19 protein-coding genes are annotated in these 21,939 nt (G+C 64.5%); 10 read left to right on the forward strand and 9 right to left on the reverse strand.

From position 1 onward, the window contains the following. Positions 1-9: 9 nt before the first annotated feature. Both E6C48_RS07535 and E6C48_RS07540 read left to right on the forward strand, forming a co-directional pair. Entirely contained in the window at positions 10-366 is a 357-nt protein-coding gene (locus E6C48_RS07535; protein WP_082549853.1) for a response regulator, read from the forward strand. Between the two features lie 34 nt (positions 367-400). Further along, positions 401-1,774 (forward strand): PleD family two-component system response regulator, encoded by a 1,374-nt coding sequence (locus E6C48_RS07540; RefSeq protein ID WP_136355670.1) that lies wholly within the window; start codon positions 401-403, stop codon positions 1,772-1,774. Positions 1,775-2,166: 392 nt separating this feature from the next. On the opposite strand, the gene chrA is transcribed toward E6C48_RS07540, so the two are convergent. From chrA to E6C48_RS07560, 3 genes are all read right to left on the reverse strand, one after another. After that, a complete protein-coding gene (gene chrA / locus E6C48_RS07550; protein WP_136355672.1) occupies positions 2,167-3,390 on the reverse strand; it encodes a chromate efflux transporter in 1,224 nt (407 codons plus the stop codon). Positions 3,391-3,577: 187 nt separating this feature from the next. Beyond that, the gene (rpmG, locus tag E6C48_RS07555; protein ID WP_006201775.1) at positions 3,578-3,745 is read right to left on the reverse strand and encodes a 50S ribosomal protein L33; all 168 of its coding nucleotides are present in this window, start codon (positions 3,743-3,745) and stop codon (positions 3,578-3,580) included. Between the two features lie 145 nt (positions 3,746-3,890). Beyond that, positions 3,891-5,762, reverse strand: coding sequence for an LTA synthase family protein (locus tag E6C48_RS07560; RefSeq protein WP_168734474.1), 1,872 nt, complete (start codon positions 5,760-5,762; stop codon positions 3,891-3,893). A 285-nt stretch (positions 5,763-6,047) separates the two neighbouring features. On the opposite strand from E6C48_RS07560, the gene fabD reads away from it, so the two are divergent. The 7 genes from fabD (at position 6,048) to gmk (ending at position 12,467) form a co-directional block, all read left to right on the forward strand. After that, the gene (fabD, locus tag E6C48_RS07565) at positions 6,048-6,989 is read left to right on the forward strand and encodes an ACP S-malonyltransferase (protein WP_136355674.1); all 942 of its coding nucleotides are present in this window, start codon (positions 6,048-6,050) and stop codon (positions 6,987-6,989) included. 52 nt (positions 6,990-7,041) lie between these two features. Continuing rightward, complete coding sequence (gene fabG / locus E6C48_RS07570; protein WP_136355675.1) at positions 7,042-7,779, forward strand: 3-oxoacyl-[acyl-carrier-protein] reductase; 738 nt, start codon at positions 7,042-7,044, stop codon at positions 7,777-7,779. Between the two features lie 219 nt (positions 7,780-7,998). Further along, positions 7,999-8,235: an acyl carrier protein gene (locus E6C48_RS07575; RefSeq protein WP_006203723.1), complete on the forward strand. Its 237-nt coding sequence runs from the start codon at positions 7,999-8,001 to the stop codon at positions 8,233-8,235. Positions 8,236-8,269: 34 nt separating this feature from the next. Then, positions 8,270-9,532, forward strand: a complete 1,263-nt coding sequence (fabF, locus tag E6C48_RS07580; protein ID WP_136355677.1) for a beta-ketoacyl-ACP synthase II — start codon at positions 8,270-8,272, stop codon at positions 9,530-9,532. A gap of 112 nt (positions 9,533-9,644) precedes the next feature. Next, positions 9,645-10,889: an endolytic transglycosylase MltG gene (gene mltG, locus E6C48_RS07585; RefSeq protein WP_136355680.1), complete on the forward strand. Its 1,245-nt coding sequence runs from the start codon at positions 9,645-9,647 to the stop codon at positions 10,887-10,889. A 30-nt stretch (positions 10,890-10,919) separates the two neighbouring features. Next, on the forward strand, positions 10,920-11,810 hold the full coding sequence (locus E6C48_RS07590) for a YicC/YloC family endoribonuclease (RefSeq protein ID WP_136355682.1): 891 nt from the start codon (positions 10,920-10,922) through the stop codon (positions 11,808-11,810). Positions 11,811-11,813: 3 nt separating this feature from the next. After that, the gene (gmk, locus tag E6C48_RS07595) at positions 11,814-12,467 is read left to right on the forward strand and encodes a guanylate kinase (RefSeq protein WP_136355684.1); all 654 of its coding nucleotides are present in this window, start codon (positions 11,814-11,816) and stop codon (positions 12,465-12,467) included. Positions 12,468-12,480: 13 nt separating this feature from the next. On the opposite strand, the gene rsmA is transcribed toward gmk, so the two are convergent. From rsmA to lptF, 6 genes are all read right to left on the reverse strand, one after another. After that, a complete protein-coding gene (gene rsmA / locus E6C48_RS07600) occupies positions 12,481-13,305 on the reverse strand; it encodes a 16S rRNA (adenine(1518)-N(6)/adenine(1519)-N(6))-dimethyltransferase RsmA (protein WP_136355686.1) in 825 nt (274 codons plus the stop codon). Further along, the gene (gene pdxA, locus E6C48_RS07605) at positions 13,302-14,345 is read right to left on the reverse strand and encodes a 4-hydroxythreonine-4-phosphate dehydrogenase PdxA (RefSeq protein WP_168734475.1); all 1,044 of its coding nucleotides are present in this window, start codon (positions 14,343-14,345) and stop codon (positions 13,302-13,304) included. Before pdxA ends, rsmA begins: the two co-directional genes overlap by 4 nt. Before the next feature lie 7 nt (positions 14,346-14,352). Next, positions 14,353-15,282 carry a peptidylprolyl isomerase gene (locus E6C48_RS07610; protein ID WP_136355688.1) on the reverse strand — a complete coding sequence of 310 codons (930 nt, stop codon included), beginning with the start codon at positions 15,280-15,282 and terminating at the stop codon, positions 14,353-14,355. 101 nt (positions 15,283-15,383) lie between these two features. Beyond that, on the reverse strand, positions 15,384-17,846 hold the full coding sequence (locus tag E6C48_RS07615; protein WP_136355690.1) for an LPS-assembly protein LptD: 2,463 nt from the start codon (positions 17,844-17,846) through the stop codon (positions 15,384-15,386). Continuing rightward, positions 17,846-18,934, reverse strand: a complete 1,089-nt coding sequence (gene lptG, locus E6C48_RS07620) for an LPS export ABC transporter permease LptG (RefSeq protein ID WP_206086445.1) — start codon at positions 18,932-18,934, stop codon at positions 17,846-17,848. Before lptG ends, E6C48_RS07615 begins: the two co-directional genes overlap by 1 nt. Continuing rightward, on the reverse strand, positions 18,931-20,124 hold the full coding sequence (gene lptF, locus E6C48_RS07625) for an LPS export ABC transporter permease LptF (RefSeq protein WP_136355692.1): 1,194 nt from the start codon (positions 20,122-20,124) through the stop codon (positions 18,931-18,933). Before lptF ends, lptG begins: the two co-directional genes overlap by 4 nt. A 313-nt stretch (positions 20,125-20,437) precedes the next feature. Here lptF and E6C48_RS07630 point away from each other — a divergent pair, with 313 nt between their 5' ends. After that, the gene (locus E6C48_RS07630) at positions 20,438-21,931 is read left to right on the forward strand and encodes a leucyl aminopeptidase (protein WP_136355694.1); all 1,494 of its coding nucleotides are present in this window, start codon (positions 20,438-20,440) and stop codon (positions 21,929-21,931) included. The last annotated feature ends 8 nt before the right edge of the window (positions 21,932-21,939 follow it).

Genomic DNA, 21,939 nt, shown 5'->3' on the forward strand with positions numbered 1-21,939 from the left:
AAGAAGGTCATGATCGTCGAGGACAACGAGCTCAACATGAAGCTCTTTCGCGACCTCATCGAGGCCAGCGGCTACGAGACCGTGCGCACGCGCAACGGGCTGGAGGCGCTCGACCTGGCGCGCACCCACAGGCCCGACCTGATCCTGATGGATATCCAGCTTCCCGAGGTGTCGGGGTTGGAGGTGACCAAGTGGCTGAAGGAGGACGACGACCTGCACGTCATCCCCGTCATCGCCGTCACCGCTTTCGCCATGAAGGGCGACGAGGAACGCATCCGGCAGGGCGGCTGCGAAGCCTACATCTCCAAGCCGATTTCGGTGCCGCGCTTCATCGAAACGATCAAATCCTACCTGGGCGACGCCTGATGCCCACCTGCCTGCCGACCGGAGCCGCTTTGAGATGACCGCCCGCATTCTTGTCGTCGACGACATTCCGGCCAATGTGAAACTGCTCGAAGTCCGGCTTCTGGCTGAATATTTTGAGGTTCTGACGGCGACCAACGGCGCCGATGCGCTCGAAACCTGTGAGAACGGCAAGGTCGACGTCGTGCTGCTCGACGTCATGATGCCCGACATGGACGGCTTCGAGGTCTGCCGCCGTATCAAGAACGATCCGGCGACCTCGCATATACCCGTGGTGATGATTACTGCCCTGGATCAGGTTTCGGACCGCATCCGGGGGCTGGAAGTCGGCGCCGACGATTTCCTCACCAAGCCAGTCAACGACCTGCAGTTGATGACACGGGTCAAAAGCTTGGTGCGGCTGAAGATGCTGACCGACGAATTGCGGCTGCGCGCCTCGACCACACGCAACATCGGCATCGAGGAATTGCTGAGCCGCAGCTTCGCAGCCGCCGACGCCGTGCCGAAGGTGCTTCTGGTGGATGAGCGCCCGTCTTCTTCCGAGCGCATGCGCAAGCTGCTGCGCGGCATGGCGGAACTGGACATTTGCCCCGACCCGCATGCAGCACTGTTCCAGGCGGCGGAGACCCCCTACGAATGCGTGCTGGTGTCGACCGGCTTCGCCGATTTCGATCCCTTGCGGCTGTGCTCGCAGCTTCGCTCGCTCGACCGCACGCGTTTCATGCCGATCATCCTTCTGGCCGAGGAGAGCGAGGACGAACGCATCATCCGCGGGCTGGAACTCGGCATCAACGATTACCTGATGCGGCCGATCGACCAGCAGGAACTGACCGCGCGGCTGCGCACGCAGGTGCGCCGCAAGCGCTATAACGACCAGCTTCGCGCCAGCGTCACCGAAACGATCGAGATGGCTGTCACCGACGGGTTGACCGGTCTGCACAACCGCCGTTACCTCGACAGCCACCTCGAGACGCTGTTCGACCGCGCGGTTGCCCGCCGGCGCCCGCTGTCGCTGATGATCACCGACCTCGACCGGTTCAAGTCGATCAACGACACCCATGGTCATGACGGTGGCGACGACGTGCTGCGCGAGTTCGCCCGCCGGCTGCGCAAGAACGTGCGCGGCATCGACCTGGCCTGCCGCTTCGGCGGCGAGGAATTCGTCGTCGTCATGCCCGATACCGAAGGCCACATCGCCGAGAAGGTCGCCGAGCGCATCCGCGCCGAGATCGAGCGCGAGCCCTTCGCCATCGGCCACGACGGCAAATCGATCCCCGTCACGGTGAGCGTCGGCGTGTCGTCGCTGCTCAAGGGACTGGATACGGTGGAGGGGCTGATGAAACGGGCCGACCTTGCCCTTTACGAAGCCAAGAACGGCGGCCGCAACCGGGTCGTCGCCAAGGCGGCTTGAGCACGCCGCCGGCGCCTCATCCTGTTCGAATACAGGCCGGCCGCTTGCAATTTTCCGGCGCCGGCGCAAGCCATTACGGTTAGCGGTTTACCTTAACCCAAGCGATTCGCGAGCTGTGGTTAAGAAACTGTTGATTTTCATAAGCTCTTGCGCAAATGTTCCATGACGTTCAACGGGTGGAACCGGCGGGGAGGGCAAGCCGGGCATTCCGAATACCCCATGATGCTCAGGTCCGCCGCATCTCCTGGGTCCGTGGGGTCGGCCGGCCGGCGCTGGCACATAGTGGCCTCCTCGTACCGCTGCCAGATTGCCGACCGGCCCCCTTCTTTCCAGCAAAGACGTTTCGCGAGACGGACTTCCGGCCTTGCGACCAGCCGTCTTGCCGGCGCCGGCTATGCCATGCGTCCGATGACCAGGCCGCCGAACACAGCCACGACGACCACGATCCAGGGCGGCGCTTTCCAGACCATGAGAAGCAGGAAGCATGCGAGTGCCAGCGCGAAGTCGTGCGGTCCGGCAATCGCGCTGGTCCATATCGGCTGATAAAGGGCGGCGCCCAAGATGCCGACGACGGCGGCGTTGCTACCGCGCATGAACGCCTGGGCGTTCGGCTGTGCGCGCAGGGCGTCCCAGAACGGTATCACGCCGACCAGCAACAGGAAACCGGGCAGGAAGATCGCGACGAGCGCAATCGCCGCGCCAAGGAGCCCGTTGGGTTCGGGGCCGAGGCTTGCGCCGAGATAGGCGGCGAAGGTGAAAAGAGGGCCGGGAACCGCCTGTGCCGCGCCATAGCCGGACAGGAACGTATCCGTCGACACCCAGCCCGGCTCTACAACGCCCGACTGGAGCAGCGGCAACACAACATGGCCTCCGCCGAAGACCAGCGCGCCCGCGCGGTAGAAGGAATCGAAAACGGCAATGCCTTGCGACTGCAGGATCGCCGCCGCGGCCGGCAGGCCGAAGAGGAGGACGGCGTACAGCAGAAGGCAGACGGTCCCGACCGTGGGCGAAATGGCGAACGTCAGATGGCCGGAGATCGCCTCGCGGTCCGACCGGCACATCCACAAGCCGGCAAGCCCGCCGGCCAGAATCGCGGCGACCTGGGCGAACGCGCCCTGTGCGAAAGCCACGATCAGCACGGCGCCAAGCGCGATGCCGGCGCGCGTCCGGTCCGGACACAGGGTCTTCGCCATGCCCCATACGGCCTGGGCCACGATGGCCACGGCAACGACCTTGAGGCCGTGGACGATATCGGAATCGGCCGCCGTTCCCGATGCGGCGGTCGCAAATGCGAACAATACCAGCGGGATTGCCGACGGCAGCGTGAAGGCAGCCCAGGCGGCCGCGGCCCCCAACGGCCCACCGCGCAGAAGCCCGAGCGCGAAGCCGACCTGGCTCGATGCCGGACCCGGCAGGAACTGGCACAATGCGACCAGATCGGCATAGCCCTTCTCGTCGATCCAGCGCCGGCGAACCACCAGTTCGTTGCGGAAGTAGCCGAGATGGGCGATTGGGCCGCCGAAGGAGGTCAGGCCGAGTTTGAGGAACGCGGCGAAGACTTCGCCTGCGCTTCCCTTTTGCCGCTGAAGGCCTGTCCCGGTGTCAGGATCATTCATCTTTCACCGCTGCGATCCGAGGGCGAGGCCGGCCTCATAATTACCCGATCGGCAAATCCGGTCGAGGTGTTTCATTTCGACCATGAACAGGGCCTGCATGACAGGCATTTGACGTCGCCGGCCAGCAGCCGAAACGAAAAACGCCGCCCGGAGGCGGCGCTTTCGCAAAAGGCCAACAAGACCAGGATTACTTGATCTTGGTTTCCTTGAATTCGACGTGCTTCTTGGCGACCGGGTCGTACTTGCGGAACGACAGCTTGTCGGTCTTGGTGCGGCTGTTCTTGCTGGTGACGTAGAAGAAGCCGGTATCGGCGGTCGACAGAAGCTTGATCTTGATGTTCGCGGCTTTGGCCATGGGTGTTCGTCCGTTGAATGTCGTGAAATTCCGGCGGCCGGAAGATCGGGAAAACGACCGGGCGCGAAAACTTGGGCGGACACATAAAGATTGTGCCCGGAAAGTCAAGCCGGGCCGGGCGTTCGCGCGCGCCCGGCCTGCTTTTTTAGCTCGTATGCTGCGGCTTTTCGGCCGTCTCGGGGAAGAAGTCGGGCGCCGCGCGGCGCTTGCCGAACATCATGTCGTACTGCAGGAAGCGGAAATTGCGGATCCCCGCATCGATCTCCTTCTGGCGCGCCCAGTCCATGGCTGCTTCACCGTCGCGGGCCAGAAGCATATTGCGGTCGACCACGCTGTAGCGCTCGTTCAGTTCGCCGAGGAAGCCGGTGTAGTAGGGGTGCGTAATGCCGGCCGTCTTCAGGATATGATAGGGCAGAAAGGCCGAGCTGACCGGACCGATGTCCGTCTCCGGGCCGGTCTTGTTCGACCACACCACCAGCGGCGTCTGGTGATGTTCGAGCATCTTGTCGGCCGCTTCCCGGCGCGGCGCCACGTTGTCCTTCAGGAAACCGGTCTCGACATAAACGGGTCCCAGCGGCGGCAGATGGTCGCCGAAGAAGGCGATGACGGTCGGCCGTTCGCGCTTCTTCGCCCACTCGATCAGCCGCTGGAGGCCGTGGTCGGCGTCGGCCGCGCCTTCGGCGTAGCTGGCGAGCGAATCGCGCGCCCACTGGCTGGTCGGCGCCTCGACCTTGTGCGTGGTGTCGCTATAGCGATGCGGCTCGTAGGGGCCGTGGTTCTGCAGGCTGACCGCGAAGAAGAAGAACGGCTCCTGCGTTGAATCGGCTTCGCGGATGATCTCGTCGGTCATGGCGGCGTCCGAGGCCAGCGGCCCCCGCTTGGCCATCGGCGGCAGCGTCTCTTCCGACTTGAAGTCGTCGAAGCCGAAATCGGCGTAGACGTTGGTGCGGTTCCAGAACCAGTTGGTGCCGGGGTGGATGGCCCGCGCCTCGTAGCCTTCGCTCTTGAAGAAGGTCGCGAGCGACGGGATCGGCGCGCGTACATACTGCTGGTAGGGGATGGAGCCCGCCGGCAGGAAGGCGTTCGAGAAGCCGGTCAGTGCCTCGAACTCGACGTTGGCGGTCATGCCGCCGAACTCGGGCGAGAACATCGAACCCGAACGCAGCGAGCGCACGGTCGGCATCGGGTCGGGCGTGATCTTGACGCCCGGCAGCTGCGTCGGATCCCAGAAGGATTCGCTCATCACCACGATGATGTCCGGCTTCTCGGCTGGAATGGACGTGGTGACCTTTGGCCGCTCGATCGCCGCCATTGCCTTTTCCGAATAGCCGGCCGGCGCCGAGACGTGCGCCATCGGCACGTTGAGGGCGAAGGCGAGAGCGAAGCCGTTGGAGGCGTAGTTCTCCTTCTGGTCCCACATCATCGGGATGATCTGCAGGCGGTCGCGGGTCCACGAGAACGTCGCGTAGTCCATGATGGAGACGAAGAAGGCGAGCAGCGGCAGGCACAGCGCCAGCCGCGCGACCCTGCCCTTGTAGGTGAGCCTCGGCATGCGGCGGCGGCATTGACGCCACGCGAAGACCAGCAGTGTCAGCCCGGCAAGCAGGCCCACGGCCATGGCGAGCGCCGTCCACGGCCGCTCCCGCACCAGAAGCGGCATCAGGTCTACGATCTGGCGGGCATAGAGGAAATCCGTCGGATAGAGCGGGTCGCCAAGATAGTTGGATTTCTGGTGGCCGATGAAGGCGAGCGCCAGCGTCAGCGGCGCCATGACCATCAGGCCCTGGTGCCTGCGCCCCAGAACGGCGTCCAGCGTGACGAGGATCAGGGTGAACAGGATGACGGTCGTCCAGCCTGGCTTGAACGGCTGCAGGAAGAAGCCGACGGTCGCTGCGACATCGCCGCGGAAGATGAGCTCGATGGCGAACACCAGCACCGCCGAAGCGAGCAGCGAGATCAGCCCGTAACGCAGGGCCGCACCATAGCTGTACGTGCGCTTTTCAGCGCCCGAAGCCATACGGTCCTGTTCTTTTGTCGTCCTGTTCACGTCCGCACCGTTTTCTACTGACATGATGCACCCGTGCATCGTCACGGAAGTGTCATTAAAATGACGCGGGACCCTAGCGGTTGCGAAAAAAATGAAAAGAGCCGGCAAAAAATCGTGTTCGGTTTTAATCATGAGTGATCGGTGAAAAGCCCTGTGGAACAGGCGTTTGCGGGACGAACGGCGGCAGAGGCGGGCTTGACTTGGCGGGCCGGCTTGCGTCACACGCAATCGAGAACCGAAAAACCGGGATAGACCATGGCGATCGCATTTACCTTTCCGGGCCAGGGCAGCCAATCCGTCGGCATGGGTAAAGATCTTGCCGATGCCTTCCCCGAAGCGCGGCGCGTCTTCGACGAAGTCGACGAGGCGCTGGGCGAGAAGCTGTCCAGCCTGATCTGGGAAGGGCCGGAAGAAACGCTGACGCTGACCGCCAACGCCCAGCCGGCGCTGATGGCTGTATCGCTGGCGGCGATCAGGGCGCTGGAAGCGCGCGGTTTTTCGCTGAAGGACAAGGTTGCCTATGTCGCCGGCCATTCGCTCGGCGAATATTCAGCCCTTGCCGCCGCCGGCTTCGTGTCGGTCGCGGACGCCGCCCGGCTGCTGCGCATCCGCGGCAACGCCATGCAGTCGGCCGTGCCGGTGGGCGAGGGCGCCATGGCCGCCATCATTGGTCTCGACCAGGACGGTGTCGAGGCCGCCTGCCAGGAAGCCGGACAGGGCGCCATCTGCCAGATCGCCAACGACAATGGCGGCGGCCAGCTCGTCATTTCGGGAAGCAAGGCGGCGGTGGAACGCGCCGCGGCCCTTTGCACGGAAAAGGGCGCAAAGCGGGCATTGATGCTCCAGGTGTCCGCCCCCTTCCATTCGGCGCTGATGCAGCCCGCCGCCGATGCCATGCGCGCAGCCCTTGCCGAGGTGAAGAAGAATGCGCCCGTCGTGCCGGTGGTGTCGAACGTGTCGGTGACCCCGACCACCGATCCCGAAACCATCGCCGCGCGGCTGGTCGAGCAGGTGACCGGGCGCGTGCGCTGGCGCGAGACGGTGGAATGGTTCGGCGCCAACGGCGTGACGACACTTTATGAAGTTGGTGCCGGCAAGGTGCTGTCGGGTCTGGCGCGGCGCATCGATCGCGACATTGCCACCGCCAACGTCGGCTCGCCGGCCGATGTCGACGCGGCGCTGGCGGCGTTGGGCTGAACTGATACAGTCGACACGCCCGTGTGAAGGGTGTGCCTTCAAGGAGAAAAAGATGTTCGATCTGACCGGCCGCAAGGCGCTCGTCACCGGGGCTACCGGCGGCATCGGCGAAGCGATCGCGCGTACGCTGCACGCGCAGGGCGCGCTCGTCGGCCTGCACGGCACGCGCGTCGAGAAGCTTGAGGCGCTGGCCGCAGAGCTGGGCGACCGCGTCAAGCTCTTCCCCGCCAACCTGTCGGACCGCGACGAGGTGAAGGCGCTCGGCCAGAAGGCAGAGGCCGAGCTGGAAGGCGTCGATATCCTCGTCAACAATGCCGGCATCACCAGGGACGGCCTGTTCGTGCGCATGTCGGACGCCGATTGGGATGCGGTGATCGACGTGAATCTGGGCGCCGTCTTCCGCCTGACGCGCGAGTTGACGCATCCGATGATGCGCCGCCGCCATGGCCGCATCATCAACATCACGTCGGTGGTCGGGGTGACCGGCAATCCGGGGCAAGTCAATTATTGCGCCTCCAAGGCCGGCATGATCGGTTTTTCCAAGTCGCTGGCGCAGGAGATCGCCACCCGCGCCATCACCGTCAACTGCGTGGCGCCCGGCTTCATCGAATCGGCCATGACCGACAAGCTGAACGACAAGCAGAAGGAGGCGATCATGGGCGCCATCCCGATGAAGCGCATGGGAACCGGCGCCGAAGTCGCCTCGGCCGTCGCCTGGCTCGCTTCCGACGAGGCCGGCTACGTCACCGGCCAGACGGTGCATGTCAACGGCGGCATGGCGATGATTTGAGGCTGAAATGCCGGCCCGAACCGCCTTGCCGGGGACGGGCCGGGAAAAAGCCGGCTGCCGCCTTGGATGCCGGGCGGTTTTCGTGTATTGCGCCCCGAACCGCGCGGTTTGCGGCAAAACCGGCCTGCCGGAAGGCTTTCGGCAAGGCCATCTTTGAGCTTGATTAGCGGCATTCGGCCCGCTAACGAAGACAGACAAACATTGGACGAGGATGCCCACATGAGTGACACCGCAGAGCGCGTCAAGAAGATCGTTATCGAGCATCTGGGCGTGGATGCCGACAAGGTGACCGAACAGGCGAGCTTCATCGACGACCTGGGCGCGGACAGCCTCGACACGGTCGAACTGGTCATGGCCTTCGAGGAAGAATTCGGCGTCGAGATCCCCGACGACGCGGCCGAGACGATCCTCACGGTCGGCGACGCCGTGAAGTACATCGACAAGGCTTCGGCCTGATCCTGCCTGCGGTCGTCGGCGAGGATTTTCGGCTATGAGGCGTGTCGTTGTTACGGGCCTCGGCCTGCTATCGCCGTTCGGCATGGGCTTCGAGCATAGCTGGAAGGAGTTGCTGAGCGGCCGCAGTGCCGCCCGGCGCGTCACCGAATTCCAGGTCGACGACCTTCCCTGCCAGATCGCCCACATCATCCCACGTGGCGACGGCAGCGACGGCACCTTCAATCCCGAGGCGGTGCTCGAGCCGAAGGAACTCCGCAAGATCGGCAGCTTCATCCTCTACGGCATCGCCGCGGCGGATGAAGCGCTGAAGGATTCCGGCTGGGCCCCGAAAACGCATGAGGAGCAGTGCGCCACCGGCGTCATGATCGGCTCCGGCATCGGCGGCATCGAGGGCATAGCGGAAAATGCGCTGATCCTTGAACAGCGCGGCCCGCGCCGCATCAGCCCGTTCTTCATTCCCGGCAACATCATCAATCTGGTTTCCGGCCAAGTGTCGATCCGGCACGGCCTGAAAGGGCCGAATCACGCGGTCGTCACCGCATGCTCGACCGGCGCGCACGCTATCGGCGATGCAGCCCGGCTGATCCAGTTCGGCGATGCCGATGTCATGGTGGCCGGCGGCGCGGAATCTGCGGTATCGCGCCTTTCGCTGGCCGGCTTCGCCGCCTGCCGGGCGCTGTCCACCGAGCGCAACGATACGCCCGAGACCGCCTCGCGGCCCTACGACCGCGACCGCGACGGCTTCGTCATGGGCGAGGGCGCCGGCGTCGTGGTGCTGGAGGAGCTGGAGCACGCCAAGGCGCGCGGTGCCAGGATCTATGCCGAGGTCGTCGGCTACGGCCTGACCGGCGATGCCTATCATATCACGGCACCTGCCGAGGATGGCGACGGCGCCTTCCGCTGCATGACGGCGGCGCTCAAGCGAGCGAACCTGTCGCCGGCCGACATCGACTACATCAACGCCCACGGCACTTCGACCATGGCCGACACGATCGAGCTCGGCGCGGTCGAGCGACTGGTCGGCGATGCGGCCTCGAAGGTGTCGATGTCGTCGACCAAGTCGTCGATCGGCCATCTGCTGGGTGCGGCAGGCGCGGCCGAGGCGATCTTCTCCATCCTGGCCATCCGCGACAACATCGCGCCGGCCACCATCAACCTCGACAATCCCGAGCGCGAAACGGCCATCGACCTCGTGCCGAACAAGCCGCGCAAGCGCGCCGTCGATGTGGCGCTGTCCAATTCCTTCGGCTTCGGCGGCACCAACGCTTCGCTTGTCTTCCAGCGATACAATGGGTGACGTGGCGGGCGCTCGATCAGCCCGTTTCGCACCCGCCGTCTGCTGCCAATTTTGCCATATTCGCCCCTACTGTGCCGAAGGGGATTCGTCGAAAGATCAACGGTAGGACGCCATGAACACCAGTCCGGCGGATAATGGAGGCGTTGGGGAAAGCGCCGAGGCAGGCTTCGGGCAGCGGCCGGCGCCGCCGGCGGCGCCCCTGATGCCGAAGACGGCCAGCGAGGCCTTGCGGCCGGAGGCAGGCACGCCGCCCCCACCGCCTTCGGGCAAGCGCTCGCGCGCCTCGCGCAGCCAGATCGTCGTCTTCATGAATTTCGTCGTCTCCTGCGTCATGCTGATGGTGCTGGCGGCGGGCGTGGCGCTTTATTTCGGCAAGCAGGCCTTCTACGGACCCGGACCCTCTGACAATGGCGGCACGTTCCTGGTCAAGCCGAACAGCGGCGTGGCCGAGATTGCCGACCAACTCGAGCGCTACGGCCTGATTTCGGATGCCCGTATCTTCCGGCTCGGCGTGCGCGCCTCCGGCAACGACCAGGCGCTCAAGGCCGGCGAGTACGACATCAAGCCGAAGGCTTCGATGCGCGACATCATGGAATTGCTGAAGAGCGGGAAGTCGGTGATGTATTCGCTGACCATCCCGGAAGGGCTGACGGTCGAGCAGGCGTTCCAGCGCATCGCCGAGCAGGAGGAACTGACGGGCGACATGCCGGCCGCCATGCCCGCCGAAGGCAGCCTCGCCACCGACACGCTGCGCTTCACCCGTGGCGCGACCCGCCAGCAGATGGTGGACAAGTTGCTGGCCGACCAGAAGAAACTGGTCGAGGAGGTGTGGGCGCGGCGGGCGCCCGACCTGCCGCTGGCCAATGTCGAGGAATTCGTCACGCTGGCCTCGATCGTGGAAAAGGAGACGGGCAAGAACGACGAGCGATCGCGCGTCGCGGCCGTCTTCCTGAACCGGCTCGCCAAGGGCATGCGCCTGCAGTCGGACCCGACCATCATCTATGGCCTCTTCGGCGGCAAGGGAAAGCCGGCCGACAGGCCAATCTACAAGTCCGACATCGACAAGCCGACCCCTTATAACACCTATCTGGTCAACGGCCTGCCGCCGACGCCGATCGCCAATCCCGGCAAGGCGGCGCTGGAAGCCGTCGCCAATCCGTCGAAGACGAAGGACCTCTATTTCGTCGCCGACGGCAGCGGCGGCCACGTCTTCGCTGCGACGCTGGATGAGCACAACGAGAACGTCGCCCGCTATCGCGCCTGGCAGAAGAAGCAGGCCGAGGAAGCGGCCAAGGCAGGCAAGGACGTACCGGCGACCGAAGACGGTGCCGGCACGGGAGTCGTTCCGGTCCAGTAGATCGGATCGGGGCGAGGGGGAGCGAACCGCATGAACCTTCAGAGCATGACCGGTTTTGCCCGGGCCACGGCCGAGCATTCGGGCGCCGCCGTGGCGTGGGAGCTGAAATCGGTCAACGGCAAGAGCGCCGAGGTCCGCCTGCGCCTGCCGACGGGTTTCGAACGTCTCGAACAGGCGGTCCGGCAGGCCGTGCAGAAGCGCTTTTCGCGTGGCAATTTCCAGGCGACCCTGACGCTCGGCAAGGCTGCGGCGGCTCAGGCGCAGCCGGTGGTCAACGAGGCTTTCCTGAAAGATCTGGCGGGCCTCGCCAGGCGCTTGCAGGAGCAGTTCGGCACGGCTCCCGCCAGCGCTGACGGGCTGCTGGCCCTGCGCGGCGTTCTCGACGTGCCGGAAGCCGTCGAGACCGAGGAGGAACGCGCCGCCGCCGATGCGGCGATCCTGACCTGTTTCAACAAGGCGCTCGACGGGCTTGAGCAGGCACGAACCGACGAAGGCGCTGCACTGAAAGGCCTCCTGTCGGGTCATATCGATGCCATCGAGGCACTGACGCTGCGCGCCGAGGCCGATCCGTCGCGCGAACTGGCGGCAATCCGCGCGCGCATCGCCGAGCAGGTGAAGCTTCTCATGGACGCCTCCGCCAATCTCGATGAGGCGCGGCTCAATCAGGAAGCGGCCTTCCTCGCCACCAAGGCCGATATCCGCGAGGAGATCGACCGGCTGAAGACGCATGTCGCTTCGGGCCGCGCTTTGCTGACAGCCGGAGGCGCGGTCGGCCGCAAGCTCGATTTTCTGGCGCAGGAATTCAATCGCGAATCGAATACGCTGTGCTCCAAGTCGAATGCCGCCGCCGTGACCTCCGTCGGGCTGGAACTGAAGGCCGTGGTCGACCAGTTTCGCGAGCAGGTCCAGAATCTGGAGTAGTCGATGGCGTCCAAGGACACCGCTTCCCGCATTCGTCGCAGGGGGCTCATGCTCGTTCTGTCCTCTCCTTCGGGAGCGGGGAAGTCGACCATCGCCCGCAACCTGATCGAGAGCGATCAGGGTTTTGAACTGTCGGTCAGCGTGACGACCCGGCCGCGCCGCGGCAGCGAGATCGATGGCATCCACTACCATTTCCGCTCGCGCCGCGACTTCGAGATCCTGCGCGACAACGACGAACTGCTGGAATGGGCCGAGGTCCACGGCAATTTCTACGCCACGCCGCGTGAACCGGCCGAAAAGGCCATGGCGGAAGGCCGCGACATGCTGTTCGACATCGACTGGCAGGGTGCCAAGCAGCTCAAGGAGAAGATGCGCGGCGACATCGTTTCCGTCTTCATCCTGCCGCCGTCGATGGCCGAGCTGAAGGCGCGGTTGAAACGCCGCGCCGAAGATCAGGAGCAGGTGATCGAGACGCGGCTGAAGAACGCCCGTACCGAGATCGAGCACTGGACGGAATACGATTTCGTCGTCGTCAACGACGACCTCGATCGTGCTTTCGCCGAGGTGCGCTCGATCGTCTCGGCTGAACGCCTGCGCCGCGACCGCCGGCCGGGCCTGTTCGATTTCGTCTCCGGCCTGCTGGACGAGAAGGTCTAGCCTCGCTCTGCCCTCAAGGGATCGCGTTCGCTAACCTGACGAATTCCTCGATGCTGAGCGTTTCGGCCCGTCGTGTCGGGTCAATGCCGCAACGCTCCAGCAGCGCTTCGCCGCCGAGGCTTTTCACGCTTTGCCGAAGCATCTTGCGCCGCTGCCCGAAGGCGGCCTCGGTGACGCGCCCGAGCTTGCGCACATCCGCCGCCAGAGGCTCTTCGCGTGGTACCAGATGGACGACCGAGGATGTCACCTTCGGCGGCGGCGTGAACGCCTGGCGGGGAACGTCGAAGGCGATGCGTGCCTCGGTGCGCCAGCCGGCAAGCACGCCGAGCCGGCCGTAGGCATCGCTGCCGGCCTTCGCGACGATGCGTTCGGCCACTTCGCGTTGGAACATCAGCGTCAGCGATTGGTAGAAGGGAGGCCAGGCTTCTGGCGTCAGCCAACGCAGGAGGAGTTCGGTGCCGATGTTGTAGGGCAGGTTGGCGACGATCTTCACCGGGCCATCGGCCAGGGCTGAAAAATCCGTCTTCAGCGCGTCGCCCGAAATGACGTCCAGCCGTCCCGGATAATGTGCCGAGATTTCGGCGAGCGCCGCCAAGCAGCGCTCGTCGCGCTCGATGGCGACGACCCTGTGGGCGCCGGAAAACAGCAGTGCACGAGTCAGCCCGCCCGGTCCCGGCCCGACCTCGATGACTGTCGCGCCGGTCAGGTCGCCTGCTGCCCGCGCCACCTTGCCGGTAAGGTTCAGGTCGAGCAGGAAATTCTGGCCGAGCGCCTTCTTCGCCTGCAATCCATGGCGCTCGATCACCTCGCGTAGCGGCGGAAGTCCGTCTGCGCTCATGCCTGCTGTCCGCCGGCGGAACCGTCGGCGAGCCGGCGCGCCAGTTTCAGCGCCGCGATCAGGCTGTCGGGACGCGCCACGCCCTTGCCGGCGATATCGAAGGCCGTGCCGTGGTCCGGCGAAGTGCGGACGAAGGGCAGGCCGAGCGTGACGTTCACCGCTTCGTCAAAGGCCAGCATCTTGGCCGGGATCAGCGCCTGGTCGTGATACATGCAGAGCACGGCGTCGTATCCCTGACGGGCGCGGGCGTGGAACAGCGTGTCGGCGGGCAGGGGGCCGAAGGCGTCGATGCCTTCCGCGCGCAGCCGTTCGACCGCCGGTGCGACGACGCGCAGGTCTTCCTGCCCCATGGCGCCGCCTTCGCCGGCGTGCGGGTTGAGGCCGGCAACGGCCAGGCGCGGCGCGACGATGCCGAATTGGTCCCGCAGGTCCCTGGCGACGATGCGGCCGGTCTCGATAACAAGATCGGATGTCAGGGCCTTCGGCACTTCGGCGAGCGCGATGTGGATGGTGACCGGTACGGTGCGCAGGTCTGGTCCGGCCAGCATCATCACGGGAAGGATGCTTCGACCGAAGTGGTGCGACGCCAGATGCGCCAGATACTCGGTATGGCCGGGAAAGGCGAAGCCGGCATCATAGAGCGGCTTCTTGGCGATGGGGCAGGTGACGACCGCCGCCGCCGCCCCGGCGATGCAATCGGCCACGGCGCGGTCGATGGCCTCCACGATGCCGGCTGCGTTGGCCCGGTCCGGCAGGCCCGGCGTGTCGGCAAGTCTGGCCGCCAGCGACACGACCGGGAGTGCGCGGGAAAACGCTTCGCAGGCTGCCTGTGGCGTCGTCTTCGCAATGTCGAGGGATACACCAAGCCTTTTCGCGCGCGCCGCGATCAAGTCAGGGTCGGCCAGCAGGTAGAAAGGCGGAACTGCCGCGTCTTTGCGCAACCGCCAGGCTGCGATCGCGATCTCCGGGCCGACGCCGGACGGGTCGCCGACGCTGAGAGCCAACGGTGCGGCAGCCGCCGCCGGCGAGGGAGTGACCACGATTGCCTCAGCGCTCGACGATACGGGCCTTGGCCTTCAGTTCCGCGACGTATTTCTTGGTCAGTTCGTCGTTGGCGCCACCGCCTTCGAACCCTTCGCTCTGCAGGACAAGCTGCGCGGCCTTGTCGTCCGAAACCTCGCGCGCGCTGCAGATACCGATGAACTCGACGCCGCGCTCCGTCTCCCGCACGGCGGTCGCTCCGCCGGTCTTCGTCTTCTTGATCTGGTCGGCCCAGTCGGGCGGCAATTGCGGCGCCAGGATGCGGCCAAGATCCTTCACGGTGACATCAAGCAGCCCCTTGGCGAAATCGCGGGTGGTGCTGCAGCCGTTGAAACGCGCGCGCATCGCCTCGGCCTCGCGCTTGCGCTTGCCGAGCGTCGCGCTGCGTTCGGCCTTCGGCACCACGAAGATCACCTGTTGAAGCATGTATTCCGTGGCGCTCGGCTTGTTGCCACTTTTGTCGAGCATTTTGCGCACCACGTCCGTCTCGCTCGTCCCCGTGCCGCCCTGCTCGGCGCGATAGCGGGCGCTGAGAGCCTGGTTCCAGGCCATCTGGGCACGGATGTATTCCTTGAAATGTTCCTTGGTGACGCCGGCCTTCGCCATGATGCCGTCGAGCTGGGAAAGCTTCATCTTGTTGTTCGAGGCGAACCGCGCATAGGCGTCGTTCACCTGGCTGTCGGAGATGCGGATTCCCAGCCGCTTGGCCTCGGCCATCTTCAGCGCCTGCTCGATCATTTCATCGGAGGCGCTGCCCTTCCTGTGCTGAAGGCGCAGGAAGGCGGCCCGATGCTGGATATCGGTGCTGGTGACCGGGATGTTGTTGACGACGTATTTGATCGAACTCGCGACAGCCGGAAGCGTCGGCAGGGTGATCGAAACGGAAGTTGCCGCGACAAGCAGGGCAAAACTCGCGGAGAACAGGTATTTCCTCATCTGATGTTCCCGTTTCTGTTCCGACCTTGGCCAATCATGGCCTGATACGCCCGGTGCATGCCTGCTCTATGCGGCGAAAGCATGTCGACAGGATTGGCGCCTTATTCCGTGAAGCTGCTCGACGAGGTACCGAAGTCGCCGAGGGTCCGGAACGACAGGTTGAAGCCGATGCTCTGGGTCGGCTCCGCCCTTATCTTGGTGATGGGGTCGGCAGTCTGGTTCTCGGAGAAGGACATCATATAGGTGAAGCACTCGTCGTCGTAGGCGAAGCCGATCCCCTTGTTGGTGATGAGGTCGGTGTGCAGATCGTAGGTGCCGGATCCGAAAACGCGCCAGTTCTGGTTGATCCGCGCGCTGCCGCCGAGGGTCACCTCCTCGCGGTCGTAGGGAAGACCGTAGAGCGGCTGGCTTTCGATGAACGCGTACTGAGCGCTGACCGAAACCGGAAAATCGCCGCTGTAGGCGAGTTTGACCTCGGTGCGTCGGGATTCGAACGTATGCTCGTCGAACCTGCCGCTGAGTGAGGCCGAGAGGCCGCCCGGTGTCGTTGCGCCGATCAGTCCGACGAAATCCGACGTGGCTGTTTCGAGGCCGGATTCGGCGCCGGCATTCACCAGATCGGGCGAGTTGAAGGAATTCACTCCGGCGAGCTGATAGGATTGGCCGAAGATCGCGTTCGTCGTCCAGCCGTTGTCGTAGCTGCCGGAATAGCGCACACCGACATTGGCGCGGGTGCCGCCCTCGATGCGGTCGTAGCCGGAGAATTTGTCACGCTCGAACAGCGTCGAAGCGTCGAAGACGAAGCTCTGCGCGTCTTCGTTGGGAATGGCCAGACCGCCGATATACTGCTCGTTCGGCCGCACGAAAAGTTGCGCCATCGGCTCGACTATGTGCGATGAGCCGACGCCTGATAAGAGCACCGGCCAGCGCAATTCCAGGCCGGCGGTCGCCATATAGCGGGCGAAGGAGGAGCGCATGTCGGCCGTAACGCCCGGATATGCGCTCTTGAACGCATCGGTATCATTGCCGGCCATCCGGTTGATGGCGACCAGTGAGGCTGACGAGGCGGAGACGTAGTCGACATCGCCCTGGAAAGCCAGCAGCGGGGTGATGACGAGCCCGCCGTCCGTGATCAGCGAGCGCTTCCATTCGACCTCGCCCGTCAGCCGGCCTGAATTACCCGCCAGGCCACGTACGCGCTGGACATCGGTGGCCATGTCGTAAGGCGTGGCGAAGGCACGGTCGAGCCGGTCACGTTGCAATATGCGCGTATTGACGTTCACCGAAAGCTGGCCGCCAGCCAACGGCATATCGGGAATATAGGCATAGTCGACTGATGGCAGAACCCAGGGCTGCGAAGGATCGCGTGCATAGATATTGTCGGACCCGTCGTCCCACTTGTCCGGCGTTGCTTCCTGCACTTCGAAGTGCATCACGCGCGCGTCGAAATAGTTCCGGTCGTTCAGGCCAGTCAGATAGACTTCCGAACGGTGTACGGTGTCGGCATACCCGCCGATGTGATATGTGCTGGAGAAGTTCTTGTCGGTCTGGAGCAGAACGTTCCAGCCGAAGTTCCAGCGCGAATTGATAGCAAACTGGCCCTTGGTGCCCATCATGGCACGCTTTTTGTTCGGATCGCTCGAAAAGCCAGCGTCGACGGCGTTGTCGAAGGCGTCGGGCTTCTGCTGCGAGATGCCGGCGATCTTGATGCTGTATTCGCCGGTGTTGAAGCGTTGGCGCCACTCGGCCTCACCGAGGAAGCCCTGCTTGGAATAGTAGGTTCCGCGCGCGGTGAGATCGTAGGTGGGCGACAGCGCGAAATAATAGGGAATGGAAGCGCCGAAGCCGAGCTTGCTGCCATAGGCTATGCCGGGCATCAGGAAGCCGCTTTTCTGCTTCACCGTCGGGTCGGCGATCTCGAAGGCCGGCAGATAGGCGATGGGGAAGCCGAAGAATTCGAAGTTGGACTGCTCGAAGCGGACGGTGTGCGTCTCGCCGTCCCAGACGATCTTGCGTGCTTTCACCCGCCAGATCGGCGGCTTGTTCGGCTTGTCTTCGCAAGGCTCGCAGGCGGTGTAGACGCCGTTGTGGAACGTCGTCAGCACGCCGCCCATGCGCTCGGCGCTCTCGGCGCCGAAATAGGTCTTGTCCGGCGTTTCGACACGCAGCGCGTTGACGAAACCGTCGGCGAAATCGTCGGTTATGTCGATATGGTCGGAGTTGATCTTGGTCCCGTCGCTCTGGACCATCTGGGCGTTGCCGGTAGCGACCAGCCGCCGGGTCTTGCGGTCGTACTCGACCCGCTGTGCCACAAGGCGGTTGCCGCCGTATTCGATCTGCACGCCGCCGACGGCGGTCACCGTCTGGGCGTCGTTGTCGTAGACCAGCGTGTCGGCTTCAAGAAGCATCTGCGAGCCGGCGGGAACGCTGGGGGCGAGTTCCACCGCCTGGGCAAATGCAGGCTGTGCATCCAGGCCGCAGGCGAGCAGGCACGCCAAGGCGCTCACTCCGCACAGGAGCGCGCTTCGGACCGGCTTACGGTTTTGCAAAACCGCCCCTCTCACTAGCCGTCTTCCTTGTACAACAGGAACGTCACCCCGAAAAACATCGCCACCACGACCGGAAACCAGGCCGCGACGACAGGCGGCACCAATCCGGCCACCCCGAACGCCTTGACAAGGACCGACACGACATAAAGCAGAAACCCGGCCACGATGCCACCTAAAATCATCGTACCCGACTGCCCCATTCTTGCAAATCGCATCGATACGGTCGCCGCGATCAGCGTCATCGCCACCAACAGGAAAGGCAGCGCCAGCAGCGAATCGAACTGCATGGCGAAAGCATTTGCCTTTGCGCCGAACGAGCGGGCAACCGCAATCTTGCCGGGCAGGTCATAAAAAGGGATCGTCTCCGGCTGGGCGAGGCGGTCCTGGACGAACTCCGGCTTCAGATCCGTGGCGATCCTGTCATTGTCCTTCCTGGACACCGAACCGTTGGCGTCGAGCACGGTCACGTCCTGCAATTCCCAGTAGCCGTCGCGCAGATAGGCGTGGCGTGCGTCCTTGCGCGTGACGATGTTCCCGTCTCCGTCGAACTGGAAGAACGAGGCGTCGGCCATCTCCAGGCCTTGCGACAGGATCGCGCGGGCGCCGATGATGGTGTCGCCTTCGCTGGTTTTTTGCCGCAGCCACGGGACGGCGGCGGCGGTCACCTCGTTGGAATAGCCCGAGCGCAGGTCGCTTTCGATCGTCTCCGAGCGGGACAGGCCATAGGCTGCGAGCGGGTTCATGACACCGACCGCAAGGACGCCGAAAGCCAGCGCGCCGATGCAGGCGGGCAGCAGGAATTGCCAAGCGGATATGCCAGCCGAGCGGGCGATCACCAGTTCGTATTTGCGATTGAGCGACACCAGCATCGCCATGGCCGAGAACAGGCCGACAAAGGGCACCATCTGCAACGTCAGCATCGGCGCCCGAAGCGCCGATATCGTCAACGCGATGGCATAGGTGAAGCCTGGCAGGCGCGCCGTGCGGCCTGCCAGTTCGGTGAAATCGATGAGAAAGATCAGCGCCGCGATGCCGAGGAAGAACCACGCGGTGATCGCCACGTAGCGGAAGAAGAAATATCGTCCCAGCGTCCAGCCCATCACGCGGTTCCTCCGCGTGTACGGCCAAGGCTGGCCCGCAGCGCCGAAAGCCGCCGGCCGGCGGTCCGACCGAACTCCGTCAGTGCGTCTGTCCAGCCCACGGGCAGTTCCATCGCCTTCTGGCGGTAGATGAACCAGACGCAGATCAACGACATCACAATCGGCATCGCCGCCATGGCGTAGTTGAATATGGGGGTGGTCTTGGCCTTGCCCTCGAAGAAGAAGGTCAGCCAGAAGGTCAGCAGAGCGATGGTAATGGAGGTCACCAGCGGATGCAGGCGCGCCTCCCGGTGCGAGCGCGCGTCACCGGCCACCGCCAGCGCGATCAGTGCGAAAGTGATCGGGAAAAGCCAATCCGAGAACCGCTTGAAGAGCTCCGTCCTGTAAGCGCCTGGCTCGTGCTGGAAAATGGAATCGTTCGGGTCCGGATTAAGTAGATATGTGGTCGTCTGATCCTTTGGCAGCAGGGTCTGGCGCTCCGCATCGGCCGAGAACGCCGAAAGATCGAACGCGTAGGAGGTGAAGTGGATGACCGAGACCTCGCCGGATGGCGTCTTGCGGTGGACGACGCCGTCGCTCATCAGCAGCACCTTCTCGTCCTTCCGGTCGACGATGGCGCCCCGCTTGGCGTAATAGACGAGATCGACGCCTTCCTCGCGCGAATCAGCCACGAAGATGCCGCCGAGCTGATTGTCGGGCAGGCGTTCGCCGACCTGCAGGAACAACCCGTCCTCGACCTTGCGGAACGTCCCTTCCTGGATGACGAGCGACAAAAGGTCGGCGCGGGCGGACGCGACGAGTTCGCGGTTCTTCTGCCTGGCATAGGGGTCGACGCCGTTGTGCACGACGAAGCACAGGATGCTGGCGCAGAGCGCCAGAAGCAGGATCGGCCGCGCCACCATCAGGCGCGAGGCGCCGGCGGCGTTGATGACGACCAGTTCCGAATCGGTGTTCATCACGCTCAGCGTCTGGGCGACCGCCACCACCACCGAGAACGGCACGACGATCGGCACCACCGACGGGATGATGAGCGTGGCGACCTTGAAGAAGGTCAGCGCCGATTGTCCGCTGTCGGTGACGAGGTCGATGCGGGCGAGCACCTGCGTCGTCCAGACGATCGCCAACGTCCACGCCAACGCGCCCAGGAAGAGCACGAGCGCACGCTGCAGGATGTAGCGTTCAACGACCTTCATTCAGGATTGTTCTTCTCGAGCGATCCGACCGGTAGCCTCTTGGCGGAAAATAGCTTTCCGGCGATGCGCGCACAACCGGAGCCAACTGGTTCCTGTTTCAACGATGATGTCCCCGGCAGGCCAAGTCTCGGCAATATTGGCTAAGAAAGGGCCAATATCCTTGGTTAACAGAGGGTTGCGGCTGAAATACGCACCGGAACGCGATCGAACAGGGTAGGGGACGAGCGCGCCGTCACATTTGTTGACGCCTTGCAAAACGCCGCAAAACCGCCAAAGGTCGCGCCTCGACCCCGACCATCGCAGCAGGTTATCCATGAGCGCCCAGCCTTCCGTTTCCTTCGCCAGATTCGCCGTGCCGCGCAAGGGGACGGTCTTCGTCCTCTCCGCCGAAGGCGGCGGTTTGGGGGAGCATGCCAAGGCATGCGACCCGTCCGGCGTGCTGGCTCGGGCGGCATCGGTAGCGGAATTCACCGGCAAACCGGGCAGCAGCCTCGACGTGCTGGCGCCTGAAGGCAGCGGGCTCGACAGGCTGGTGGCGATCGGCATCGGTAAGGCGACCGCGCTCGGCGAGCACGACTGGCTGAAACTCGGCGGCGCGGTCGCCGCCGGCCTGCGCAAGGCAAGCGAGGCGACGGTGGTGCTGGACGTGCCGGGAGCCGACGTCGGGTCGGAACAGGCGGCAAATCTTGCCGCCGGCATCCTGCTGCGCAGCTATGCCTTCGACAAGTACAAGACCCGCAAGGACGACGCGGAAGGCAAGACGGCGAAAAAGCCGGCCCGCATCACCATCCAGACAGGCAATCCGGCCGGCGCGAAGAAGGCCTTCGCAGAGGTCGAGGCGGTGGCCGGCGGCGTCCTGCTCGCGCGTGACCTTGTCAACGAGCCGGCCAACACGCTTGGCCCGCTCGAATTCGCCGCGCGGATCAAGGAACTGGAAGCGCTCGGCGTCACCGTCGAAATCCTGACCGAGAAGGAGATGAAGAAGCTCGGCATGGGCTCCCTGCTTGGCGTCGCGCAGGGGTCGCCACGCGGCGCTCGCCTGGCCGTCATGCAGTGGAAGGGCGGCAAGGCGAAGGACAAGCCGCTCGCTTTCGTTGGCAAGGGCGTCACCTTCGACACCGGCGGCAATTCGATGAAAACGGCCTCCGGCATGGAGGACATGAAGGGCGACATGGGCGGCGCCGCGGCCGTCACCGGCCTCATCCACGCCCTTGCCGGCCGCAAGGCCAAGGTCAATGCGGTCGGATTGGTCGGCCTGGTGGAGAATGCCGTCGACGGCCACGCCCAGCGGCCGGGTGACATCGTCACCTCGATGTCGGGTCAGACCATCGAGGTGCTGAACACCGACGCCGAGGGCCGTCTGGTGCTCGCCGATGTGCTCTGGTACTGCCACGACCGCTTCCAGCCGAAATTCATGGTGAACCTGGCGACGCTGACGGGGGCCATCATGGTGGCGCTTGGGCAGCATTATGCCGGCCTGTTCTCCAACGACGACGAACTGGCGGGGCGGCTGACCGAAGCCGGGCAGGCGACGCAGGAGCGCGTGTGGCGCATGCCGCTCGGCCCGGAATACGACAAGCTGATCGAGTCCCGGAACGCCGACATGAAGAATATCGGCGGCCGCTACGGCGGCGCCATCATCGCAGCCCAGTTCCTGCAGCGCTTCGTGAAGGACACCCCGTGGGCGCATCTCGACATCGCCGGCACGGCGATGGGCGCGGTGGCCAGCGAAATCAACCAGTCATGGGGTTCGGGCTTCGGCGTGCGGCTGCTCGATCGCCTCGTGCGCGATCACTACGAGGGCTAGGCCGCATT

The organism is Ollibium composti (genome assembly GCF_004801285.1).
Classification (GTDB): domain Bacteria; phylum Pseudomonadota; class Alphaproteobacteria; order Rhizobiales; family Rhizobiaceae; genus Mesorhizobium; species Mesorhizobium composti.

Coding starts and splice junctions, on each gene's coding strand:
- E6C48_RS07630 (WP_136355694.1), top strand. CDS start 20,438: ATGAGCGCCCAGCCTTCCGTTTCCTTCGCCAGATTCGCCGTGCCGCGC.
- mltG (WP_136355680.1), top strand. CDS start 9,645: ATGAACACCAGTCCGGCGGATAATGGAGGCGTTGGGGAAAGCGCCGAG.
- lptF (WP_136355692.1), bottom strand. CDS start 20,124: ATGAAGGTCGTTGAACGCTACATCCTGCAGCGTGCGCTCGTGCTCTTC.
- E6C48_RS07535 (WP_082549853.1), top strand. CDS start 10: ATGATCGTCGAGGACAACGAGCTCAACATGAAGCTCTTTCGCGACCTC.
- rsmA (WP_136355686.1), bottom strand. CDS start 13,305: ATGAGCGCAGACGGACTTCCGCCGCTACGCGAGGTGATCGAGCGCCAT.
- gmk (WP_136355684.1), top strand. CDS start 11,814: ATGGCGTCCAAGGACACCGCTTCCCGCATTCGTCGCAGGGGGCTCATG.
- fabG (WP_136355675.1), top strand. CDS start 7,042: ATGTTCGATCTGACCGGCCGCAAGGCGCTCGTCACCGGGGCTACCGGC.
- E6C48_RS07540 (WP_136355670.1), top strand. CDS start 401: ATGACCGCCCGCATTCTTGTCGTCGACGACATTCCGGCCAATGTGAAA.
- E6C48_RS07610 (WP_136355688.1), bottom strand. CDS start 15,282: ATGAGGAAATACCTGTTCTCCGCGAGTTTTGCCCTGCTTGTCGCGGCA.
- fabD (WP_136355674.1), top strand. CDS start 6,048: ATGGCGATCGCATTTACCTTTCCGGGCCAGGGCAGCCAATCCGTCGGC.
- rpmG (WP_006201775.1), bottom strand. CDS start 3,745: ATGGCCAAAGCCGCGAACATCAAGATCAAGCTTCTGTCGACCGCCGAT.
- fabF (WP_136355677.1), top strand. CDS start 8,270: ATGAGGCGTGTCGTTGTTACGGGCCTCGGCCTGCTATCGCCGTTCGGC.
- chrA (WP_136355672.1), bottom strand. CDS start 3,390: ATGAATGATCCTGACACCGGGACAGGCCTTCAGCGGCAAAAGGGAAGC.
- E6C48_RS07575 (WP_006203723.1), top strand. CDS start 7,999: ATGAGTGACACCGCAGAGCGCGTCAAGAAGATCGTTATCGAGCATCTG.
- E6C48_RS07590 (WP_136355682.1), top strand. CDS start 10,920: ATGAACCTTCAGAGCATGACCGGTTTTGCCCGGGCCACGGCCGAGCAT.
- E6C48_RS07560 (WP_168734474.1), bottom strand. CDS start 5,762: ATGGCTTCGGGCGCTGAAAAGCGCACGTACAGCTATGGTGCGGCCCTG.